This window comes from Streptomyces sp. NPDC002564 (assembly GCF_042889645.1).
In the GTDB taxonomy this organism is placed as follows: Bacteria; Actinomycetota; Actinomycetes; order Streptomycetales; family Streptomycetaceae; genus Streptomyces.
Genome location: NZ_JBIARE010000006.1, coordinates 185,554 through 206,503, shown reverse-complemented (window position 1 = coordinate 206,503; position 20,950 = coordinate 185,554). Strand labels below are relative to the sequence as shown.

The following is a 20,950-nucleotide window of genomic DNA, read 5'->3' as shown; positions in this document are numbered from 1 at the left end:
CCCTACTGGACGTCGACGAAGTCGCCGGCCGACGTCACGGACGGGGTGGTGGAGGTGCCGGCGAAGACGTAGCGGAAGTAGCCGTCGGCCGACGCCTTCAGCGTGGTCTTCAGGTTGCCCTTGGTGTCGGACTTCACCGTCTTGAGGGTCGTGTAGCTGCTGGTGCCCTTCTTCTTGTACTGCAGCTTCACGTCCTGCTTGGTGTAGCCGGCGTACTTGTTGCTCTCCCAGTTGGCGCGGGTCAGGGCGCCGGTGACGGTGAGCGTCTTGCCCTTCTTGACGGGCTCGGGGGAGGCGTTGGTGGTGAGCTTGGCGGCGCGCTGGACGCGGGCGTCGGACGCGTACTTCTCGTTCTCGACGTAGCCGCCGTGCTTGCCGTCCGCCGCGACGAACAGCTTCCAGCCCGAGCCGGCCGCGCTGTTGAGGAAGTCCGTCTTCGGGTCGGCCACGACGCTGAGCGTGCAGGTGGACGTGGTGGAGTTCACGACCTTGCACTTGGCGTTCAGGTCGTCGGGGATGAGGGCGCCGTCGGCGTGGTCGAGGTCCGGGCCGTGGTAGAGGAATCCGCTCGCGCCCGCGATGCCGTACGGGTCGGTCGCGGTGATCGCGATGGAGAACTTCACCTTGTCGGTGGTGCCGACGACGACGTCCTTGCCGCCGTTCACGGTGACCTTCGTGAGCTTGGTGGAGCCCGCGGCGGCACTCTGGGCGACCTCGGACACGGCGGCGTGGAGCTGCTTCTGCTGCGGGCCGTCGGCGGCCTGCGCGGCCGGGACGGCGAGTGCGGAAAGGGCCAGGGTGCCGGACAGTGCGGCCACGGTGGCACGGATGCGCATGTGTTTCCCCAGGTGGAGAAGGGGACCCGCGGAGCGTGACGCGGTCACGCGGGTCCCAAGTGATCTAGGAGTCTGTTGACTCGCAAGATCAGACCCTCGACAACGGCGCCTGGTTGTACACCGCGTGAAGAAAATGTGACCGAGTAATGGAATGTCCCCTTCCGCCATGTTCGGCCGAACCAGCGGCCTCTCAGCCGAACCTCCGGCCTCTCAGTCGAACCAGCGGTCCCGCGCCAGCTCCGCCGTCCGCGACGGGTCCTCCAGGAGCGCCGCGACCTCGAAGCGGCGCGGCCACTGCCCGGCCGCCCAGGCGAGCCCCGCCGCCACGCCCTCCACGGTCGCCGCGTGCACCGTGCCGTCCGGGGTGCGCCGCCAGTCCAGCTCCACGCCGCCCGCGACCAGTTCCTCGTACTCGACGTACGTCCGCGGGGTCGCGGCGCCCAGCAGGGTGCGCACCGACTCGGGCACCTCGTGCTCGGCGCCCTCCCCCGACGGCTCCACGGCCGCCGTCCCGCTCAGCCGCCGCACCTGGAACAGCTCCGCCAGGTCCGCCGCCCTGCCCGGCCGCACCGGCAGCAACGCCACACCCCGCGCCAGCGGCAGCAGGTCGGGGGCGTCGGCGACCACCGCGTCCGCCGCGTCGACGACCACGACCTCGCCGTCGACCACCGCACGCAGCTCGTCGGGCAGCGTCACCTGCTGCGGGTCGAGGTCGGCCAGCGCCCCGTACAGCGCGTGCAGTTGGGCCGCGGACACCGGGCGGTCCGGGTCCGCGAGCCGGTCGAGCAGCTCGGCCGCCCCGCCCGGCTCCGCGAGGAGCGCCTCGACGGACGTGCGGACGCCGAGCGCCCGCAGCACCTGCTCGTCGCCGAAGCCGGAGGCGTCCGCCGCGTCGTAGAGACCGGCCAGGAGCGGGTCGCCGCCCTCGGCCCGCAGCCCGGCGGGCCTGCGCCCGTCGATGACCGGATGGCCGCGCAGCCACCAGGCGGTGTACGAGCGGACGGTCTCCGTCGTGCCGTCCGGCAGCAGCACCCGCAGCGGCTGCGTCAGCGCGTCCCGCAGCGGCGGCCGGGACAGCATCGCGAGGGCCTGCGGCCAGCAGTCGTCGTCCACCAGGTCGAGGTCGCGCACGGCGACGATCTCGGTGGCCACCGGCGGCACCGGCGTTTCGGGCAGCCGGTCGAGGACGTCCTCGCACCACACGTCCACGGCGTCGAGCAGGCCCGCGTCGTCCGGCTCGGCGAAGTCGCCGTCGCGGGGCTCCAGTTCGTCCGGGTCCAGGACGACGTCGGTGGCCCGTACGAGGGCGAAGGTGGCGAGCACCCCGCAGGCGGCGAGCGGCTGCTCGCCCCAGCGCTCGGCCAGCTCCTCGTCGACGAGGGCGAGTTCGTCCTCCCGCATGACCTGCGCGAAGTCGCTGCCCGGCAGCACGAGCTCACCGGCCGGGGCGAGCTCGCCGTCCTCGTCGGGCAGCGCGAGGGCGGCGAGCCACGGCTCGTCGCCCGGCGCGAGGTGCGCGTCGCGCGCGAGGCCGAGCACGACGTCCGCGAGCTCCTCGGCGTCCGGCGCGTCCTCGTCCCAGGTGTCGTCGTCCAGGGAGGCGGCCACGGCGGCGCGGACCTGCGGCGTGGTCAGCACGGCGCGGGGCGTCGCGGGCAGCGCGCCGAGCTTCTCCAGGAGCGGGTGGACGGCGTCCGGGTGGGCGATCTTCAGCCCGAGCCGGGCGAGGAGGGCGGGGTCGCTCGTGGCGCCGGGGGCGGGCAGCAGGACCTGGCGGGGCCCGATCGTCGTCCGCGCGGCCCCGGTGGGCCGGGACCCGGCGCCGAATCCGGGGCCGGCATCGGGGTCGGGGCCCAGTTCCAGGACCAGGTCCGGGTCGGCGCCCCTGTCCTGCGCGGCCTGCGTCCCCGCCAGCGGCACCGGAAGCCCGGAGAGCCGGTCCGGGTCGACCCCGGCGAGGGTGTCGTACAGGCGCCGCCACCAGCCCGGTTCACGCTCCAGACCGGCGAGACGGTCGATCGCCTCGGTCAGCGGGACCCGGGCGACGCCGAGGGTGCGCAGCTCGGCGCGGCGCTCCAGGCCCGCGGGCAGCAGGCACGGCAGCACCTCGGCGAGCACCCGGACGGTGTCGGCGCCCGCGCCCTCCACGACCTCCGCGTCCCGCGGCCGCAGGGCCTGGGGCAGCTCGTCCTCGTCGCCCTCGGCGCGGGGCAGCGCGGGCGGCAGGAAGGCGGTGCGGGGCAGCCGGTCCAGGATGCTCCGGCGCAGCGCGCCGTCCAGTTCGCTGCGGCCGAGCGGGCCGGGCACCAGCGAGATGATCTCCTCGGCCACCGGCCGCCAGCGCGCGAGCAGTTCGACGTAGGCCTCGGCGGCCCGCTCGACCAGGAAGTCGGTCAGCGGGCCGGGAGCGGCGTGCCGCCGGGCGGTGTCCAGCGGGAACGACGCGATGAGCAGCGCGGGGACGCCCAGCGGCTCGTCGCTCGGCGTCGGGGCGTGCACGACGGGCGTGGTGCGGGGCCGCTCGGGCGCGCCGTCCCGGTCCGCGGGCACGGCCCAGGTGACGGACCAGTGCGGACGCAGCCGTTCCTCGACCGGACGGTCCTTCAGCAGGGCCGCGTCCAGGGGTCCTTGGCTGCTCCCGGTGCGCCAGCGGGTGGTGCCGTCGCGGCTGTCCTCGATGACGGTGTACGGGTCCTCGACGCGGCGCCGCAGCGTGCGGGCCGTGCCGTCCGGCGTCTCGATCCGCACCTCTTCGAGGCCGGGCAGGGCCAGGAGCAGCGCGTCGTCGACGCCGTCGAGGAGCCGGGTCACGAGGTCCTCGGCGGCGGCGTCGCGCAGCGGCAGGATGACGACGGTGTCGTAGCCGTCCGGGGCGGTGCCCTCGGCGGCCAGCGGCAGCCGCAGCAGCGGGACGTGGCCGTCCCTGCGGCGGATCTCGTCGCCGAGGCCGGGGCTGAACCGGGCGGTCTCCGCGGCGAGTTCGCGGGCCTCGCCGAGCGACCAGCGGACGCCGCCGGTGCGGCCGACGACGGCGGGCTCGTCGGAGACGGCGAGGACGGCGGCGAAGCCGACGCCGAACCGGCCGACGCTGCCGGCCGCGCCGGTCGCGTCGCGCTTGGCGGAGGCGCGGAGGGTGGCGAGGGACTCGACGCCGGTGGCGTCGAGGGGGGCGCCGCTGTTCGCGGCGGCCAGTACGCCGCCGCGCAGGGTCAGCGCGAGCCGGCCGGGCACGCCCGCGCGGGCGGCGGCGTCCGAGGCGTTCTGCGCGAGCTCCACGACGAGCCGGTCGCGGTAGCCGCCGAGCGCGAGGTCCTCCTCGGCGTTGGCGTCCTCCCGGAACCGGGCCGGGGCGGCGGCCCAGGCATCGAGCACTCCGCGGCGCAGACGCGCGGTACCGAAGGGATCGGTCCCCTCGCCGGCCGGCCACACGGTCTTGCTCACGGTCGTCACTCCTCTGCCTCTGCACTGCGCCGGCTCCACGGGGCTTGGCCTGCGGGCGAACGGTACCGGAGGGAGGGGGAGGGGGTGGGGCGGCGGGTCCTCGGGGTGGGGGTCCCCGCCCCCGGAGGCGGGGGGCGATCGGGCGGAGCCCGGTGGGGGTGGAGGGCGGTGGGGGCGGAGCCCGGTGGGGGCGGAGCGGCTCGGGGCGATCTGGTGCGGCTCGGCGCGAACTGGTGCGGGTTCGGCGCGAACTGGTGCGGGTTCGGTGCGACTGGTGCGGCTTCGGTGCGGCGCTGTGTGGTCCCGTGCGGTGTCGAGCGGCTCGGCGCGGGGCACTCCGGAGGGGCCCGGGGGGGGCTGCACGGGGCGGGCGGTCCGGCACGGGGTGACCGGGCCGGTTCCGGGGCGGCTCGGGGCGGCGCGGCGTGACCCGGGCGGGGGCGTAGGGCGCCTCGCACGGGCCGGATGGGCTGTCGGGGCAGCCGATCTGACACGGCGTGACGGGGCCGGTCTCCAGTGCGGCTCGGCGCTACCCGGTGCAGGGCACAGGACGCACCGCACGGGCCGGTGGCCGCCGGGGCGGACGCTCCGGCACGGGGTGACCGGGCCGGTTCCGGGGCGGCTCTACGCGGCGCTGTGCGGGGCCGGCGCGGTGGCGCAGGACGTACCGCACGGGCCCCACGCGGCGCGGTGTGGTGCGGCGCGTGGGGGGCGTTCCTCCGGTGGGCGGAACTATGAGTGGCCGAGGTCCTCGCTCGGGCCTGCCGCGCTCACCGAACCCGAGTCCGCCGACGGCCGCAGCGGCATGACGTCGACCCGGGTCTCGTCCAGGACCGGCGGCGCCGGCCGCGGCGGCTTCGGCATGACCGCGGCCTCCGAGTGTCCGCCGCACCCGTACGACAGCGACACGACCTGCCCGTCCGCGGGCCCGAACTCATTGGCACAGATACCGAACGCCTGACCGAGCGAACCGCCGATCCGGACCAGGAAGCCGCAACTCACGCACGCCGCGGGCGCCGCCTGCGCCATCGGGGTCTTCGCGCCGTGCGCCTCGTCCCAGCGGTCCGCGGCGACATGCAGCCCGTACCGGGACAGCACCCTCGCCCTGCGCATGCCCAGTTCGTCCGCGACGGCCGCGATGGAGCCGCGGGCGGGCGCGACCGGCAGTTCGGCGGGCGGCGCGGGCGTGACCTCGGCGTCCTCCGCCTCGACGAGCTCGGCCATCTCCTGCGACACGACGGAGTTCGGCGGCGGCTCCTCCTCGCCCGAGTAGCCCGGCTCCAGGCGCAGGTCCTCGGCGTCCGTCGGCAGCAGGTCGCCCGGGCCCATGTCGCCCGGCCGGAGCCGCTCGCTCCACGGCACCCACTCGGGGGCGAGCAGCGCGTCGGGGCCCGGCAGCAGCACGGTCTCGTCGAGGGTGACGACCTTGGCCCGCGAGGCACGGGCGACCGTCACCGCCCAGCGCCAGCCGCGGTAGCCGAACTCCTTGCACTCGAAGAGGTGCGTGACGACACGGTCGCCCTCGACGACGACGTCGACGTGCTCGCCGACCACACCGGGCGCGGCGGCCTCCTCGGCCGCGGCACGTGCCAGGCCGACCGCCTCGGCGCACAGGCGGTCCGGGGTACGCGGGGTGCGCGGGGTACGGCTTCGCGTTGTCGCTGCGCTCACAAGTATCGCTTCTCTCCTACGCCGTCTCACGAGTGCGCCTCCCTTACGCGGGGGTGCGGACGGAGCGGACCAGAGGGCCGCGTCAACGTCCGCGCCCGACGTTCCGGGGCGCGCCTACGTCACCCATTCTGCGGGATGACCGAGAGGCGCGCGGCCAAGAACAACCGCCGCAGGCGCGCTACGCACGCTACCTTCTCCTGGCCCCTGGGCCTACACCGACGTACGCGACCGGGCTCCGCGCCGTCGCCCCGGCCCCTCTCGCCACCCCGAATTTCACCCCCGCCCCCGCCCCGGGACCCGGCGGCCTCCCCCTCCCCAAGCACCCGGCACCACCTCCTGAAAGCGTCGCGCCTCCCCCTCCCCACGCCCCCGGCACCACCTCCTGAAAGCGTCGCCGCTCCGCGGCGTTTTCCCCACCCACCCGCCCTGACCACCACCGGACGGCCGGACAACCAAGGGCGGGTGGGTGGGGAAAAGCCCGCGCAGCGGGCACGCGGGACCGGGACGCGCCGAGTGGAGACCGGGCGGGCGGGTGGGGAAAAGCCCGCGCAGCGGGCACGCGGGGCCCGGATGTGCCGGGTGGGGATCGGGCGGGCGGGTGGGGAAAAGGCCGCGCAGCGGGCACGCGGGGCCCGGATGTGCCGGGTGGGGATCGGGCGGGCGGGTGGGGAAAAGGCCGCGCAGCGGGCGCGCCGCAGCCGGGACGTGCCGGGACACCTGGAATCGCCGGGCACCCGCCAAGGGATCACGCACCTCCGGACGGGACAATTCCGTGCGGGCCGCGCGGTGGAACGGCCCGTCGAAGACAGCCCGGCACGGCTCACAGGCCGTATCCACACTTGCCGGCCCCCGGAGGGGGCACTATGACGGAGTGGCCCCCACCAGGTCGATGTCCGTAGGAACCGTCTCGCCGGGACCGGCGAGACGGACCGCCCGCGCGCTCGGCCGCGCCCTGTACTACCCCTTCACCGGCACGGCCCGCGGCATCCGCAAGGCCACCCATGCCCACGGAGCGGGCGAGTCGGGACTCGGCAAACTCATCGAGCTGCACGCCGTCAACGGCGCGGGCGACGTCATGATCACCGTCGCCCTCGCCTCGACCGTGTTCTTCTCGGTGCCGACGGACGAGGCCCGCGGCCGCGTCGCCCTCTACCTCGCCATCACGATGGCGCCCTTCACCCTCCTCGCCCCCGTCATCGGCCCCCTCCTGGACCGCCTCCCGCACGGCCGCCGCGCCGCGATGGCCGGCGCCATGCTGGCCCGCGCGCTGCTCGCCCTGGTCCTCTCGGGCGCCGTGGTGACCGGCAGCGTGGAGCTCTATCCCGCCGCGCTCGGCGTGCTCGTGGCGTCCAAGGCGTACGGCGTGGTCAGAAGCGCCGTCGTGCCCCGGCTGCTGCCACCCGGGTTCTCCCTGGTCAAGGCGAACTCCCGGGTCACCCTCGGCGGCCTGCTCGCCACCGCCGTCGCCGCGCCCGCCGGGGCCGGCCTGCAGGCCATCGGGCCGCGCTGGCCGCTGTTCGGCGCCTTCGCGATCTTCATGTCCGGAATGTTCCTGTCGTTCTCGCTGCCGCACAAGGTCGACTCGTCCAAGGGCGAGAGCAAGGCGCTGCTCGCCGCCGACGAGGAGCACCTGCACCTGCACGCCCGCGCCGAGGCCGCCGGCGACACCACGCGCAGGCGCCGCATGGGCCTGCGCACCGTCGGCCCCGCCGTCACCCACGCGCTGGCCGCGAACGCGGCGCTGCGCTGCCTGTCCGGATTCCTGATCTTCTTCCTGGCGTTCCTGCTGCGCGAGCACCCGCTCGCCGGGCAGAGCGCCGCCGTCTCGCTCGGCATCGTCGGCGTCTCGGCGGGCGCGGGCAACGCGCTGGGCACGGCGGTGGGCGCCTGGCTGAAGTCCCGCGCGCCCGAGGTCATCATCGTGACCGTCGTCGCGGTGGTCCTCGGCGTGGCGATCACGTCCGCGCTGTTCTTCGGGGCGGTCGGCGTCGCCTGTCTCGGCGCCTGCGCGGGCTTCGCCCAGGCCCTGTCCAAGCTGTCCCTGGACGCGCTGATCCAGCGGGACGTCCCGGAGCAGGTCCGCACCTCCGCCTTCGCCCGCTCCGAGACGATGCTCCAGGTCGCCTGGGTGATCGGCGGCGGCATCGGCATCGCGCTGCCGCTGATCGGGACGCTCGGCCTGTCGGTGGCCGCCGCGATCGTGGCGGTCGGCTGGCTCTCGACCGTCCGCGGGCTGCTGTCCTCGGCCCGCCGCGGCGGCCCCCGCCGCGCCCGGGTGGTCTGACGCGCCGCCCCGGCGCCGGTCCGCGGCCCCCGCGCACGGCACGCCCGTGACCCCCACGTAGCAGGACCCCCCGACGCGCCCGATAGCCTTCGCCCATGACCTCCCTGCTCCGCGGCGGAGCCGCGAATGTGAACAGCGCGGCGCGCCGCCGCCGCACCGTGGCCGCCCTTGGCGCCGTCTCCGCCGGCCTCCTCGTCCTCTCGGCCTGCGACAAGCCGACGCCGCTGGCCACCGTGACGGTCGGCAGCGACTCGGTGAACACCGAAGCCTCCTGCTACAACGACGGCAAGGAGCTGAAGCCCTCCCAGCTGAAGTCCTGCCTGCAGGACAAGGACGTGAAGTCCGTCAAGGTCGACCCCGACGAGAAGGTCCGCTTCGGCGTCGACCCGGAGATCGCCGACAAGGGCTGGACCCTGCTGATGAACGGTCAGCCGCTGACCGAGGCCAGCAAGAAGACGTACGTGGTCATCCCGGGCAGCGTCTTCTTCAACCAGCAGTACGGCGGCGGCGGCTCCAAGTCGACCGTCAGCCTGCTCGAGGGCGGCAAGGGCTCCGAGTCGAAGGCCACCGGCCTGTGGTCGTTCAAGTTCGAGAAGGACTCCTGACCCCGCACCCCGCGCCCCCGGGGACACCCCCGCGCGTCCTGGTCGCCACCGCCGTCCCCGCCGAACGGGACGCGGTGGCCGGGGCGCTGACCGGGATCCCCGGCCTGGACGTCCTGGCCGTCGGCGTGGGCCCGGCCGCCGCCGCGGCGGGCACGGCGACCGCACTCGCCCGTGCCGCCGCCGCGGACCGGCCCTACGGCCTCGTCGTGTCGGCGGGCATCGGCGGCGGCTTCGTCCCGCACGCCCCCGTCGGCTCGCTCGTCGTCGCCGACGAGATCACCGTCGCCGACCTGGGCGCCGAGACCCCCGACGGCTTCGCGCCCGTCACCGAGCTGGGCTTCGGCGCCGTCACCCACCGTCCGCCGCGTTCCCTCGTACGGGGTGCGGCCGACGCCTGCGGTGCCGCGACCGGCACCGTCCTGACCGTCTCCACCGTGACCGGTTCCGCCGCCCGCGCCGCCGAGCTGCGCGCGCGCCATCCGCGGGCCCTGGCCGAGGCGATGGAGGGGTTCGGTGTCGCCGAGGCGGCCGCCCTGCACGGCCTGCCCGTCCTGGAGGTCCGCGCGGTCTCCAACCCCGTCGGCCCGCGCGACCGCGCCGCCTGGCGGATCGGCGACGCGCTGACCGCGCTGAGCGACGCGTTCGGGAAGTTCGCGCCGGTACTGAGGAGTTGCACCACACATGACTGAGCCCGACGCCCCCGCGGCCCCCCTCGACCGTCCGCTGCGCATCGCGTACTCGCCCTGCCCCAACGACACGTTCGTCTTCGACGCCTGGGCGCACGGCCGGGTGCCCGGCGCGCCCGCCCTCGACGTGACGTTCGCGGACATCGACATCACCAACGGCATCGCGGAGCGCGCCGCGTCCGCCGCCGAGACGTCCGACCTGGACGTCCTGAAGGTCTCCTACGCGGTGCTGCCCTACATCCTGGACACGTACGCGCTGCTGCCCTGCGGCGGCGCGCTCGGCCGCGGCTGCGGGCCCCTCGTGCTCACCCGCGAGGCGGGCGTGGACCTGACGGGCCGGACGGTCGCCGTGCCCAGCGAGAAGTCGACGGCCTATCTGCTCTTCCGCCTGTGGGCCGCGGACACCCTGGGCGGCGGGGGCGTCGGCGAGATCGTGGTGCTGCCCTTCGACCAGATCATGCCCGCGGTGCGCGACGGCAAGGTCGACGCGGGCCTGGTCATCCACGAGGCGCGCTTCACGTACCAGAACTACGGCCTGCACCGCCTCGCCGACATGGGCGAGCACTGGGAGGCCACGACGGGGCTGCCGATCCCGCTGGGCGCCATCGTCGCGAAGCGGTCGCTGGGCGCGGACGCGCTGCGCTCGCTGGCGGACGCCGCCCGCACCTCGGTCCGGCTGGCCTGGGACGACCCGGAGGCCTCCCGCCCCTACGTCCTGGAGCACGCCCAGGAGATGGACCCGGCGGTGGCCGACCAGCACATCGGCCTGTACGTCAACGAGTTCACCGCCGACCTCGGCGAGGACGGCTACGCGGCGGTCCGCGGCCTGCTCACGCGCGCCGCGGCCGAGGGCCTCGTGCCGCCCCTCGGCCCGGACGCTCTGGCGTTCCCCTAGCGGTCCTCGAGTGATCGCTCCCGCGACGGGTCCTGCGGGCCGTCCGTCACACGTCCAGCTGGTCAGCGACGGCCCGCAGCAGGCCGGCGATCTTCGCGCCGGACGCCTTGTCGGGGTAGCGGCCCTTCTCCAGCATCGGCGTGATGTTCTCCAGGAGGGTCGTCAAATCCTGGACGATCGAGGCGAGTTCATCCGGCTTGCGGCGCTGGGCGGCGGCGACCGACGGGGTCGGGTCGAGAATCGCCACGGAAAGGGCCTGGTCACCGCGTTGTCCGGCGACGACGCCGAATTCGACGCGCTGACCGGGCTTGAGTGTGTCGACGCCGGCGGGCAGTACGGAGGAATGCACGAAGACGTCGCCGCCGTCGTCGCGGGAGAGAAAGCCGAAGCCCTTCTCGCTGTTGAACCACTTGACCTTGCCGGTAGGCACGTGAAGTCCTCGTCCTCGTCGCACTCGTCTGTGCCGGCCCCGCCCGTCCGGTACGACGCGGCGAAAACGGCTCTGGATAGCACTACAGCGGGTCGCCCGACCCGCCGAACCCAAGACTATTGGTCCGGGGGCCGGTGACAAGACGTCCCCGGATTCTTCCTACGCGCTGGGAACTACCCTGGTCGGGTGCGTGACAAAACCCAAGCGAATTCCGCCGGACCGGGCGATGGAATGGTCCGGACCGGAGCAATCGTCTTCTTCGTCGGAGCCGTGGCCACACTGGTCACGGTGGCCCCGCTGTTCCTGGGCACCGAGCCCTTTCCGTCCTTCGCCTACGCGGTGTGCATGCTGATGGGCGTCGGCTTCCTGCTGGCCGCCGCCGGCGTGCTGCGCGGCGTCGCCTTCCAGCGCCGGCAGGCCAGGTCCGGCACCGCCCGGCCCTAGCCCGCCGCGGCGCTCCGTGCGACGTACGCGTCGAGCCACGCGGGGAACGCGTCGAGCCCGCCCAGGACGACGTCGGCGCCCGCCGCGCGCAATTCCGCTGCGTCGCACGGTCCGGTCGCCACCGCGACGGACAGCGCGCCCGCCGTACGCGCGCCGCGTACATCACCGGTGTGGTCACCGACGTACACCGCCGCGTCGTGCTCGCGCAGCGCCTCGGCCTTCGCCTCCGCCCACAGCCAGCCGATGACGGCGTCCGCCCCGATGCCCAGGTGTGCCAGGTGCAGCTTCGCGTTCGGCTCGTGCTTGGCCGTCACCACGATCGCGCGGCCGCCGTGCGCGTGCACCGCGGCCACCGCCTCGCGGGCGCCGGGCATCGCGAGCGTCGGCTCGATGGCGTATGTGGTGTAGATCTCCCGGTAACGGTCCCCGGTCTCCTGGATCCTGTCCTCGGGAAACCAGTTCCGCAGCTCCTCCTCCAGGGGCGGGCCGAGCCGGGTGACGGCGAGATCGGCGTCGATGTACGTCCCCGTCTCCGCGGAAAGGGCCTGATAGGCGGCCTTGATGCCGGGCCGGGAGTCGATCAGGGTCATGTCGAGGTCGAAGCCGACGGTGAACGTGTGTGTGGTCATGCCCCCATTCTGCCGACGACCCGCACCCCGCCCGCCCGTAGACTTAGCCAAGCCTTACCCCAGCGCCGCCCGTCGTCTCCGCCGTCCGTCGTCTCCGCGTGAAACGAGCCCAGCCGATGCGTGTGCCCGTCCGACGTGCCGCCGTGCTGACGGCGGCCGTCGTGGCCCTGCTGCTGGCCGTCCTGCTCAGCCTCGCCGTCGGGGCCCGCGCCGTCGCGCCCGCCGCCGTGCTCGACGCGCTGCTGCACGGCGGGCACGGCGACGCCGCCGAGGTGGTCCGCGGGATGCGGGTGCCGCGCACCGCGATCGGCGTGCTGGTCGGCGCCGCCCTCGCGGTGGCCGGCACCGTGCTGCAGGGCATGACCCGCAATCCGATCGCCGACCCCGGCATCCTCGGCATCAGCCAGGGCGCCGCGGTCGGCGTCGTCCTCGCCATCGCCTTCGCCGGGGTGCACACCCTGACCGGCTACGTCTGGTGGGCGTTCGCCGGCGCCGGACTGGCCTCCGTCGCCGGGTACGCGATCGCCGCGGGCGGCCGGGGCGGCGCGACCCCCGTGAAGCTGGCGCTCGGCGGCGCCGCGATCAACGCGCTCCTGGTGTCCGTGACGACCGCCGTGCTGACCACCCGGGGCTCCGCGCTCGACGAATTCCGGTTCTGGCAGGTCGGCTCGCTGTCCGGCCGCGACGCCGGGATCGTCGGCCGGATCTGGCCGTTCCTGCTCGTGGGCCTGGTGCTCGTGCTGTCCGTCGCCCGCGGCCTGGACGCGCTCGCGCTCGGCGAGGACGCGGCCCGGGGCCTGGGCCGGAACGTGGCGGCGGTCCGGATCGTCGGCGGGCTCGGCGCGACGGTCCTGACCGGCGCGGGCGTGGCCGCCGCCGGGCCCGTCGCCTTCATCGGCCTGGCCGTGCCGCACCTCGCCCGCGCGGCCGTGGGCGGCGACCACCGCTGGGTCCTGCCCACGGCGGCGGTGCTCGGCCCCGTGATGCTGCTGGTCTCCGACACGCTGGGGCGGATCGTGTTCCCGCCGAGCGAGGTGCCCGCGGGCGTGATGACCGCGCTCATCGGCGTGCCCTTCCTGGTCGTCCTGGTCCGCGGGAAGACGGTGGCCGCGTGACGTCGGCGCCCGCGGCGGCACCCCGCCCCCGCGTCCGCCCCGCCGGATACGCCGTCCTGCGCGTGCGCGCCGCCGCCTTCCTCGTGCACCGCCGCGCCGCCCTCACGGCCCTCGCCCTCACCGTCCTGCTCGCCGCGGCCTGTCTCGCCTACCTCTGCGTCGGCGCGTCCTTCGTCGCGCCCGCCGAGGCCCTGAAGGTCGTCCTCGGGCGGCCCTCCCCCGACACCCTCGTCGTGGGCACCCTCCGCGAACCCCGCATGGTGGTGGGCCTGTTGGCGGGCGCCGCGTTCGGCGTGGCCGGGGCGCTCGTGCAGACCGTGGCCCGCAACGCGCTCGCCAGCCCCGACGTCATCGGCATCAGCCAGGGCGCGAGCGCCCTCACCGTCGGCGCGCTGACCTTCGGCGTCACCTCGTACACGGCACTGCCCTACCTGTCCGTGCTCGGCGGCATCGCCGCGGCCGCCCTCGTGTACGCCGTCGCCTGGCGCCGCGGCCTGCACGCCACCCGCTTCGTCCTCGTCGGCATCGGCATCGCCATCGCCCTGCGGTCGGTGACCACCCTCTTCATGACCAAGGGCGACTACCTCGTCGCCCAGCAGGCCCAGATCTGGATGACCGGCTCCCTCAACGGCCGCGGCTGGGCCGAGGCGAACCCGCTCGGCGTGGTCCTGCTCGCCCTGCTCCCGTGCGTCCTGTGGGCCGCCCGCGCCCAGCGCGCGGTCACCCTGGACGACGACACCGCCACGGCCCTGGGGACGCGCCTGGGACACGTACGCCTGGGTCTGGTCCTGCTCGGCGTCGTCCTCGCCTCGGTGGCGACCGGCGCCGCGGGCCCCGTCGACTTCGTGGCGCTCCTCGCCCCGCAGACCGCCCGCAGGCTGACCGGGACCGCGCAGATCCCGCTCGGCTGCTCGGCGCTGCTCGGCGCGCTGACCGTGGTCCTCGCCGACCTCGCGGCCCGCCGCCTCTTCTCGCCCACCGAGCTGCCGGTGGGGGTCCTCACGGCCGCCGTCGGGGCGCCGTACCTGATCTGGCTGATCGTGCGCGGCCCCGGCGGCCGCCGGTCCGCCCGCACCGCCCGCACTGGAGGCACGACGTGACCGCCCCCGCCCGCCTCGCCGCCAGCGGACTGACCCTCGCCTACGACGACCGCACCGTCGTCGACCGCCTCGACCTCGCCGTCCCCGACGGCCGGGTCACCGTGCTCGTCGGACCCAACGCCTGCGGCAAGTCCACGACCCTGCGCGCCCTCGGCCGCCTCCTCAAGCCGCGCTCCGGCAGCGTCCTGCTCGACGGCCGCTCGCTCGCCGAACTGCCCACCCGCCAGGTCGCCCGGCAGATCGGACTGCTCCCGCAGACGCCCGTCGCGCCCGAGGCGATCACCGTCGCCGACCTCGTCGCCCGCGGCCGCCAGCCGCACCAGCGCTGGTGGCAGCAGTGGTCCGACGCGGACGAGCGGGCGGTCACCGAGGCGATGGCCCGCACCGACGTCACCGCGCTCGCCGAACGCCCCGTCGACGAGCTCTCCGGCGGCCAGCGCCAGCGCGTGTGGATCGCGATGGCCCTGGCCCAGGACACCGGCCTGCTGCTCCTGGACGAGCCCACGACGTACCTGGACATCTCCCACCAGGTCGAGGTCCTCGACCTGGTCCGCCGCCTCAACCACGACCGCGGCCGCACGGTCGTGCTCGTCCTGCACGACCTCAACCAGGCCGCGCGGTACGCGGATCACCTCGTCGCCATGCAGCACGGCGAGGTCGTCGCCGAGGGCCCGCCCGCCGAGATCGTCACCGAGGACCTCGTCCGCCGGGTCTTCGGTCTCGCCTGCGTGGTGGTCCCGGACCCCGTGACCGGCTCGCCGCTGGTCGTGCCGGGCGCGCCGTGGTCGGCGGACGCCGGGACGGACCCCGGGGCACCGTCGTGAGCCGGCCCGCACCGCCGCCCGCCCTCCCCCGCCCCGTGGCCCCCGTGGCCCCGTGGCCCCCGTGAAAGGCGTCACCATGAATCCCACCCGCACCCCGCTGCGCCGCCGCTCCCTCACCACCGGCGCGCTCGCCCTCACCGGCGCGCTGGCGCTGGCCGCCTGCGGCGCGTCGGACTCCGGCGGATCCGGTGCCGGACCGGGCAGGACCCGTACGGTCCAGACCGCCATGGGCGACGTACAAGTCCCCCTGAAACCGCGGCGCGTGGTCGTCCTGGACACCGCCGAGCTGGACTCCGCGCTCACGCTCGGCGTGCGGCCGGTCGGCGCCACGCACGTCGAGGCGGCCGCGGGCTTCCCCGGCTACCTGCCCGAGGACAGGCTCGCGGGCGTCAAGGACGTCGGCGAGATGCTCAACCCCGACCTGGAGGCCGTCGCCGCACTCGAACCCGACCTCATCCTCACCTCCAAGATCCGGCACGCCGCCCAGTACGACCAGCTCAAGAACATCGCGCCGACCGTCATGACGGAGACCACCGGCTACCCCTGGAAGCAGAACTTCCAGGTGCACGCGGAGGCGCTCGGCAGGCAGGCCGAGGCCAAGCGGGCCGTCGCCCAGTACACCGCGCACACCAAGAAGGTCACCGCCGCCATCGGCGGGACCGCGAAGGCCGCCCGCACCGAGGTCAACGTGCTGCGCTTCATCGAGGGCGCCGACATCCGCCTCTACGGCGACCGCAGTTACATCGCCACCCTCCTCAAGGACGTCGGCCTCGGCCGCCCGCCGATCACCGCGAAGGCCAAGGACGGCTTCTCCTACGACCTGTCCCCCGAGAAGATCGACCTCGCGGACGCGGACGTCATCTTCCGTTCCACGTACGGCGATCCGAAGAAGTCCAAGGAGACGCAGACCGTGGGCAGCGGCCTGTGGAAGAAGATGCGGGCCGTGCGGTCGGGCGACGTCCACACCGTCGACGACGAACTGTGGATCCAGGGCATCGGCTACACCGCCGCGGACCGGATCCTCGACGAGCTGCGGGCGGACCTGACGGAGAAGCGGTGACGGAGAAGCGGTGACGGGGACGCGGGTGCGTCCGGGGCCCTTTCGCGCGTGCGGGGAAGCTCCTCACGGCTACGGGGACCCTCCTCAGGGGCGGTACCGCTGCGAGCGCCACAGCAGGAAGAGCGCGGAGGCGACGGCCGCGCCCCGCACCACCCACGGCCAGGTGTCGGCCATGGCGTCGCTCAGGTGGCCGTCCCTGATCGGGTCGCCCCACCGCCCCTCGCCGCGCCCCCACAGCCAGGTGATCCCGGCGGCCGCCGCGAGGCCGGGCAGCACGAGGACGGCGACCTTCGCCTCGGCGCGGGTGAGCCGGCGGGACATGTAGGCGATCAGCCAGCCCACGCCCAGCGCGACGAGGTTGCCGAGGGCCGCACCGACGACCAGGAGCGCGGCGGCGAGCAGCAGCAGCGGGTTGCCGAACGTCGGTCCGGTGTCCGCGCGGACACCCCGCCCGCCCGGCCGCGGGATCCGCCAGCGCCGCCGCCGGACGTGTTCGGTGGCCTCCTCGTCGGCCCCCTCTGTCCCGTCGGCCCCGTCTTCCTCGTCCTCCTCGTCGGCGGAGCCGTCCTCGGTAGGCGGCGGCTTGAGTATCTCGGGGATCTCCACGCCGCCGACGAAGCCGGGCACGCTGTCGGCGAGGCCGAACGGGCTGCTGTCCACCCGCCACCAGTCGGGCTGCGCACCGCTCGGCCCCAGTTCGTCGGCGCCCGCGAGGTGCGGGGGCGAGGGCACGGGTCCCGTGAAGCCCTCGAAGTCGTCGGGGCCGCCGGGCCCGGGAGGCTCCGGGGTGCGGGGGGCGGCGCGGCGCGGGCGGGGGACGATGCGGCGCAGGCCCCTCGGCGCGGCCTCCTCCCCGGCCTCGGCGCGGGGGCGCCGGGCGGGTTCACGGGGTGCGCGGGGTGCGCGGGGTGCGCGGGACCGCCCGGGTCCTCCCGGACTTCCGGGCCCGTCGGCCTCGTCCGGTTCCCGGCGGGGGCGCGTTCGGCTGCCGCGCTGCCCGGGGACGGCGGTGCGGGGGGCGCCCGGTCCTGCCGGGTCCGCGGTCGTGCCGGGGGTGCCGGTGGTGCCTGCGGCGCCTGTGGTGCCGCCCGCCGCGTCGTCGACGACCTCTTCCGGGGTGCCGAGGCGGGCGAGGATGCGGCGGACGGCCGCCGGGCTGTCGCCGACACCGGCGGTCCGGCCGCGGTCGATCCGGTTCCGCAGCTCGGAGACCAGTCTCATCCGGTCGCCGGACGGCAACTGCCGCTGCTGGGCCAGGTCTCCGACCCTGCTCAGATAGTCGTAGACCAGCTGATCGCTCTCGATCCCCACGAAGTCCCCTCCGGGGCGGCTGCGTTGACGCGCCGCGGTTGTGCACAGGGTTTCCGACCGTACCGGGTTCTGGCGGGGGCGCCCATGGGGGGAAGCTGATGCGTCGCCGCTTCGCGGCGTTTTACCCACCCACCCGCCCTTCTGCCTCCGTCCGTCTTCGGGGGGGGCGGGGGGGCGGGCCGGGGTTCGGGGGGGGGGGGGGGGGGGGGGGCGGCCCGGAGTTCGGGCGGGCCGGGGGGGGCGGCCCGGAGTTCGAGGGGGCCGGGGGGCGGGTCGGGGTTCGGGGGGCGGGTCGGGGTCGGGGGTGTCTCGGGGTTTTTCTCCGTCTCAAGGTGTACGGGGTCCTCCTCAGGTGCCCCCGGGGAGGAGCGCGGAGTGGACCGCAGGGCGATGTGGGGGCCAGAGGGCGGCGGCAGCATGGAGGTATGAGCGCAGCCACCTTCACCCCCGCACCCGCATCCGCCCCCTCCGGCGCAGGCCAGGACACGGGCGTCACCGCGCGGCCCGGCCGTCTCGGCGGTGCCCTGCGGACCGCCAAGGTCCTCGTGGGCGCCGCGTTCGGCGTCGTCGTGCTCGGCGAGTTCGCCGAGGAAGCAGGCGTACGACAGCACTGACCGGCGGCCGGGCCGCACCGGGCGCCCGCCCCCGGGCACGGCAGCCCCGTCCGCACCCCCCGCTCCACTAGGGTCACGCCCGTGGACACACGTACAGTGACCAACCCCTCACCCACCGCAGCCGGGTTGCTGCTCGCGGTCTCCGTCGCCGCGCTGGCCGCCCTGTGCGTCGTACGGGACGTCCCGATGGCGGACACCCTGGTCTACCGGGCCGAGGGCGCGGCCGTCGCCAACGGCAGCGACCTGTACGGGTTCACCGTCACCGAGTGGGAACTGCCCGCCACCTACCCGCCGTTCGCCGCGATCCTCTTCGTGCCGACCGCCTGGCTCCCGCTGGGCGCCCTCAAGGCCGTCTTCCTCGTCGGCAACGTGGCCCTGCTCGCCCTGCTGGTCCGCCTCTCCTGCCGGCTCGCCGGGCTGCCCGTGCGCGCCGCGCCCGTCTGCGCCGCCACGGCGCTCGCCCTCTGGCTCGAACCCGTCTTCCAGACCGTCCTGTTCGGCCAGATCAACCTCGCGCTCGCCTGCCTGGTCCTGTGGGACCTGACCCGGCCGCCCGGCGCCCTCGGCAAGGGCTTCGCGCTCGGCGTCGCGGCGGGCATCAAGCTGACGCCCGCCGTCTTCATCGCGTACCTCTTCCTGCGCGGACGCCCCCGCGAGGCCTGCACCGCGCTCGGCGGGCTCGCGGGCACCGTGCTGCTCGGCGCGCTCGTGCTGCCCGCCGCCAGCGCCGAGTTCTTCACCCGGCGGGTCTTCGAGACGGGCCGGGTCGGCAAGGCGTGGATCGTCGACAACCAGTCGCTGCAGGGGCTGATCGCCCGCCTGCTGCACGAGGCCGCACCGGGCGCCGCGTGGGCCGTCCCCGCGGCGCTGACGGCGTGCGCCGGGCTGTGGCTGGCGCGGCGCGCCCCCGGCGAGCCCCGCGCGCTGCTCCTGACCGCGTTCACGGCCGTCCTCGTCTCCCCCATCAGCTGGTCCCACCACTGGGTGTGGTGCGTGCCGTTGATCGCCCTGCTGGTCGCCGAGGGACGCCCGCGCGCGGCCGTCGCCGTCGCCGTGCTCTTCACGGCCCGCACCTTCTGGCTGCTCCCCCACCAGGGCGACCTGGACCTGCGGCTGCCGTGGTGGCAGCAGCCCCTGGCGGCGCCGTACCCGCTGCTCGCGCTGGCCCTGCTGCCGCTGCTGAGCACGTACCCGCGTACGCGCACGGAACTGCCGGCCCCCCGCGCCGGAGCCGAAGGCGAGGCCGTCGCCCGCGTCGAGGCGGCGGGCGGAGCCTGACCCGGCGCCGCCGCCCCGCCGTCCGTCAGCCGGCCATCAGGTCGTCGGCGTCCACGATCCGGTACGCGTACCCCTGCTCGGCGAGGAAGCGCTGGCGGTGGGCGGCGAAGTCCTGGTCGATGGTGTCGCGGGCGACCACCGAGTAGAAGCGCGCCTCGTGCCCGTCGGCCTTGGGGCGCAGCACCCGGCCGAGGCGCTGGGCCTCCTCCTGGCGCGAGCCGAACGTGCCCGACACCTGGATGGCGACGGTGGCCTCCGGCAGGTCGATGGAGAAGTTGGCGACCTTGGAGACGACGAGGACGGAGATCTCGCCCTCGCGGAAGGCGTCGAAGAGCTTCTCGCGCTGCGCGTTGGTCGTCTCGCCCTTGATGACGGGCGCGTCCAGGTGCTCGCCGAGCTCGTCGAGCTGGTCGATGTACTGCCCGATGACGAGCGTCTGCTCGCCGGCGTGCTTCTTGACCAGCGCCTCCGTCACCTTCCGCTTGGTCGCGGTGGTGGCGCAGAAGCGGTACTTCTCCTCGGCCTCCGCGGTGGCGTACGCCAGGCGCTCGCTGTCGGTGAGGTTGACCCGCACCTCCACGCAGTCGGCGGGCGCGATGTAGCCCTGCGCCTCGATCTCCTTCCACGGGGCGTCGAACCGCTTGGGCCCGATGAGCGAGAAGACGTCCGACTCGCGTCCGTCCTCGCGGACGAGGGTGGCGGTCAGGCCGAGGCGGCGGCGGGCCTGGAGGTCGGCGGTGAACTTGAAGACGGGGGCGGGCAGCAGGTGGACCTCGTCGTACACGATCAGGCCCCAGTCCCGGGAGTCGAAGAGCTCCAGGTGCGGGTAGATGCCCTTCCGCTTCGTCGTCAGCACCTGGTACGTGGCGATGGTGACGGGCCGGATCTCCTTCCTGGTCCCGCTGTACTCGCCGATCTCGTCCTCCGTCAGGGAGGTCCGCTTGACCAGCTCGTGCTTCCACTGGCGGGCGGAGACGGTGTTGGTGACGAGGATCAGCGTGGTCGCCTTGGCCTGCGCCATCGCCCCGGCGCCCACCAGGGTCTTGCCGGCGCCGCAGGGCAGCACGACGACACCGCTGCCGCCGTGCCAGAACCCCTCGACGGCCTGCTGCTGGTAGGGCCGCAGCGACCAGCCGCTCTCGTCCAGGTCGATCGTGTGGGCCTCGCCGTCGACGTATCCGGCGAGGTCCTCCGCGGGCCAGCCCAGCTTCAGCAGCGTCTGCTTGATCTGCCCGCGCTCGGAGGGGTGCACGACGACGGTGTCCGGGTCGATGCGCGTGCCGACCAGGGGCTGCACCTTCTTCGACCGCAGGATCTCCTCCAGGACCGGCCGGTCGGTGGTGGTCAGGACGAGCCCGTGGGTGGGGTGCTTGGAGAGCGTGAGGCGGCCGTACCGTGCCATCGTCTCGGCGACGTCGACCAGCAGCGCGTGCGGCACGGGGTACCGGGAGAACTCCACGAGCGCGTCCACGACCTGCTCGGCGTCGTGTCCGGCGGCCCGCGCGTTCCACAGCCCGAGCGGGGTGACCCGGTAGGTGTGGATGTGCTCGGGGGCGCGCTCCAGCTCCGCGAAGGGCGCGATCGCACGGCGGCAGGCGTCGGCCCGCTCGTGGTCGACCTCGAGCAGGAGGGTCTTGTCCGACTGGACGATGAGGGGACCGTTCACGCGAGCGCCTTTCGTTTAGGCCAAACGTCCAGTGTGCCGCATGGCGGCGGCCCGCGGTGGT

General features: G+C 74.9%; 18 protein-coding genes. 11 read left to right on the top strand and 7 right to left on the bottom strand.

The features are described 5' to 3' along the window. Window positions 1-2: 2 nt before the first annotated feature. The 3 genes from ACFYXE_RS22585 to ACFYXE_RS22575 all read right to left on the bottom strand — a co-directional run bounded on the left by ACFYXE_RS22585 (window position 3) and on the right by ACFYXE_RS22575 (window position 5,948). Window positions 3-836 (bottom strand): calcium-binding protein, encoded by an 834-nt coding sequence (locus ACFYXE_RS22585; protein WP_389314979.1) that lies wholly within the window; start codon window positions 834-836, stop codon window positions 3-5. A 210-nt stretch (window positions 837-1,046) separates the two neighbouring features. Next, on the bottom strand, window positions 1,047-4,277 hold the full coding sequence (locus ACFYXE_RS22580) for a sacsin N-terminal ATP-binding-like domain-containing protein (RefSeq protein WP_389314977.1): 3,231 nt from the start codon (window positions 4,275-4,277) through the stop codon (window positions 1,047-1,049). A gap of 732 nt (window positions 4,278-5,009) precedes the next feature. After that, the gene (locus tag ACFYXE_RS22575) at window positions 5,010-5,948 is read right to left on the bottom strand and encodes a DUF3027 domain-containing protein (RefSeq protein ID WP_361181674.1); all 939 of its coding nucleotides are present in this window, start codon (window positions 5,946-5,948) and stop codon (window positions 5,010-5,012) included. A gap of 889 nt (window positions 5,949-6,837) precedes the next feature. Between ACFYXE_RS22575 and ACFYXE_RS22570 the strand changes: the two genes are divergently transcribed. The 4 genes from ACFYXE_RS22570 (at window position 6,838) to ACFYXE_RS22555 (ending at window position 10,418) form a co-directional block, all read left to right on the top strand. Next, window positions 6,838-8,232 (top strand): MFS transporter, encoded by a 1,395-nt coding sequence (locus ACFYXE_RS22570; protein ID WP_389315534.1) that lies wholly within the window; start codon window positions 6,838-6,840, stop codon window positions 8,230-8,232. Window positions 8,233-8,327: 95 nt separating this feature from the next. Beyond that, entirely contained in the window at window positions 8,328-8,837 is a 510-nt protein-coding gene (locus tag ACFYXE_RS22565; protein ID WP_389314975.1) for a DUF2771 domain-containing protein, read from the top strand. Next, on the top strand, window positions 8,807-9,526 hold the full coding sequence (locus ACFYXE_RS22560; protein ID WP_389314973.1) for a futalosine hydrolase: 720 nt from the start codon (window positions 8,807-8,809) through the stop codon (window positions 9,524-9,526). Before ACFYXE_RS22565 ends, ACFYXE_RS22560 begins: the two co-directional genes overlap by 31 nt. After that, window positions 9,519-10,418 carry a 1,4-dihydroxy-6-naphthoate synthase gene (locus tag ACFYXE_RS22555; protein WP_389314971.1) on the top strand — a complete coding sequence of 300 codons (900 nt, stop codon included), beginning with the start codon at window positions 9,519-9,521 and terminating at the stop codon, window positions 10,416-10,418. Before ACFYXE_RS22560 ends, ACFYXE_RS22555 begins: the two co-directional genes overlap by 8 nt. A 46-nt stretch (window positions 10,419-10,464) precedes the next feature. On the opposite strand, the gene ACFYXE_RS22550 is transcribed toward ACFYXE_RS22555, so the two are convergent. Beyond that, complete coding sequence (locus ACFYXE_RS22550) at window positions 10,465-10,848, bottom strand: cold-shock protein (protein ID WP_076685560.1); 384 nt, start codon at window positions 10,846-10,848, stop codon at window positions 10,465-10,467. Between the two features lie 186 nt (window positions 10,849-11,034). Here ACFYXE_RS22550 and ACFYXE_RS22545 point away from each other — a divergent pair, with 186 nt between their 5' ends. Continuing rightward, window positions 11,035-11,292 carry a hypothetical protein gene (locus ACFYXE_RS22545; protein ID WP_361180818.1) on the top strand — a complete coding sequence of 86 codons (258 nt, stop codon included), beginning with the start codon at window positions 11,035-11,037 and terminating at the stop codon, window positions 11,290-11,292. On the opposite strand, the gene ACFYXE_RS22540 is transcribed toward ACFYXE_RS22545, so the two are convergent. Further along, window positions 11,289-11,921 (bottom strand): HAD family hydrolase, encoded by a 633-nt coding sequence (locus tag ACFYXE_RS22540; protein WP_389314968.1) that lies wholly within the window; start codon window positions 11,919-11,921, stop codon window positions 11,289-11,291. The two genes, ACFYXE_RS22545 and ACFYXE_RS22540, sit on opposite strands and share 4 nt — an antisense overlap. Window positions 11,922-12,037: 116 nt before the next feature. On the opposite strand from ACFYXE_RS22540, the gene ACFYXE_RS22535 reads away from it, so the two are divergent. The 4 genes from ACFYXE_RS22535 to ACFYXE_RS22520 all read left to right on the top strand — a co-directional run bounded on the left by ACFYXE_RS22535 (window position 12,038) and on the right by ACFYXE_RS22520 (window position 16,020). Continuing rightward, window positions 12,038-13,036, top strand: a complete 999-nt coding sequence (locus ACFYXE_RS22535) for a FecCD family ABC transporter permease (protein ID WP_389314966.1) — start codon at window positions 12,038-12,040, stop codon at window positions 13,034-13,036. Beyond that, a complete protein-coding gene (locus ACFYXE_RS22530) occupies window positions 13,033-14,136 on the top strand; it encodes a FecCD family ABC transporter permease (protein WP_389314964.1) in 1,104 nt (367 codons plus the stop codon). Before ACFYXE_RS22535 ends, ACFYXE_RS22530 begins: the two co-directional genes overlap by 4 nt. Next, window positions 14,133-14,960, top strand: a complete 828-nt coding sequence (locus ACFYXE_RS22525) for an ABC transporter ATP-binding protein (protein ID WP_389314962.1) — start codon at window positions 14,133-14,135, stop codon at window positions 14,958-14,960. Before ACFYXE_RS22530 ends, ACFYXE_RS22525 begins: the two co-directional genes overlap by 4 nt. Before the next feature lie 76 nt (window positions 14,961-15,036). Then, window positions 15,037-16,020 (top strand): ABC transporter substrate-binding protein, encoded by a 984-nt coding sequence (locus ACFYXE_RS22520; protein ID WP_389314960.1) that lies wholly within the window; start codon window positions 15,037-15,039, stop codon window positions 16,018-16,020. A gap of 84 nt (window positions 16,021-16,104) precedes the next feature. Here the strand turns inward: ACFYXE_RS22520 and ACFYXE_RS22515 are convergent, their stop codons facing one another. Then, window positions 16,105-17,331, bottom strand: coding sequence for a hypothetical protein (locus ACFYXE_RS22515; protein WP_389314958.1), 1,227 nt, complete (start codon window positions 17,329-17,331; stop codon window positions 16,105-16,107). A 425-nt stretch (window positions 17,332-17,756) separates the two neighbouring features. On the opposite strand from ACFYXE_RS22515, the gene ACFYXE_RS22510 reads away from it, so the two are divergent. Continuing rightward, the gene (locus ACFYXE_RS22510) at window positions 17,757-17,945 is read left to right on the top strand and encodes a hypothetical protein (RefSeq protein ID WP_389314956.1); all 189 of its coding nucleotides are present in this window, start codon (window positions 17,757-17,759) and stop codon (window positions 17,943-17,945) included. 129 nt (window positions 17,946-18,074) lie between these two features. Beyond that, entirely contained in the window at window positions 18,075-19,223 is a 1,149-nt protein-coding gene (locus ACFYXE_RS22505) for a glycosyltransferase 87 family protein (RefSeq protein WP_389315532.1), read from the top strand. A 25-nt stretch (window positions 19,224-19,248) separates the two neighbouring features. On the opposite strand, the gene ACFYXE_RS22500 is transcribed toward ACFYXE_RS22505, so the two are convergent. Continuing rightward, the gene (locus tag ACFYXE_RS22500) at window positions 19,249-20,889 is read right to left on the bottom strand and encodes a DNA repair helicase XPB (protein WP_361181420.1); all 1,641 of its coding nucleotides are present in this window, start codon (window positions 20,887-20,889) and stop codon (window positions 19,249-19,251) included. Window positions 20,890-20,950: the final 61 nt, after the last annotated feature.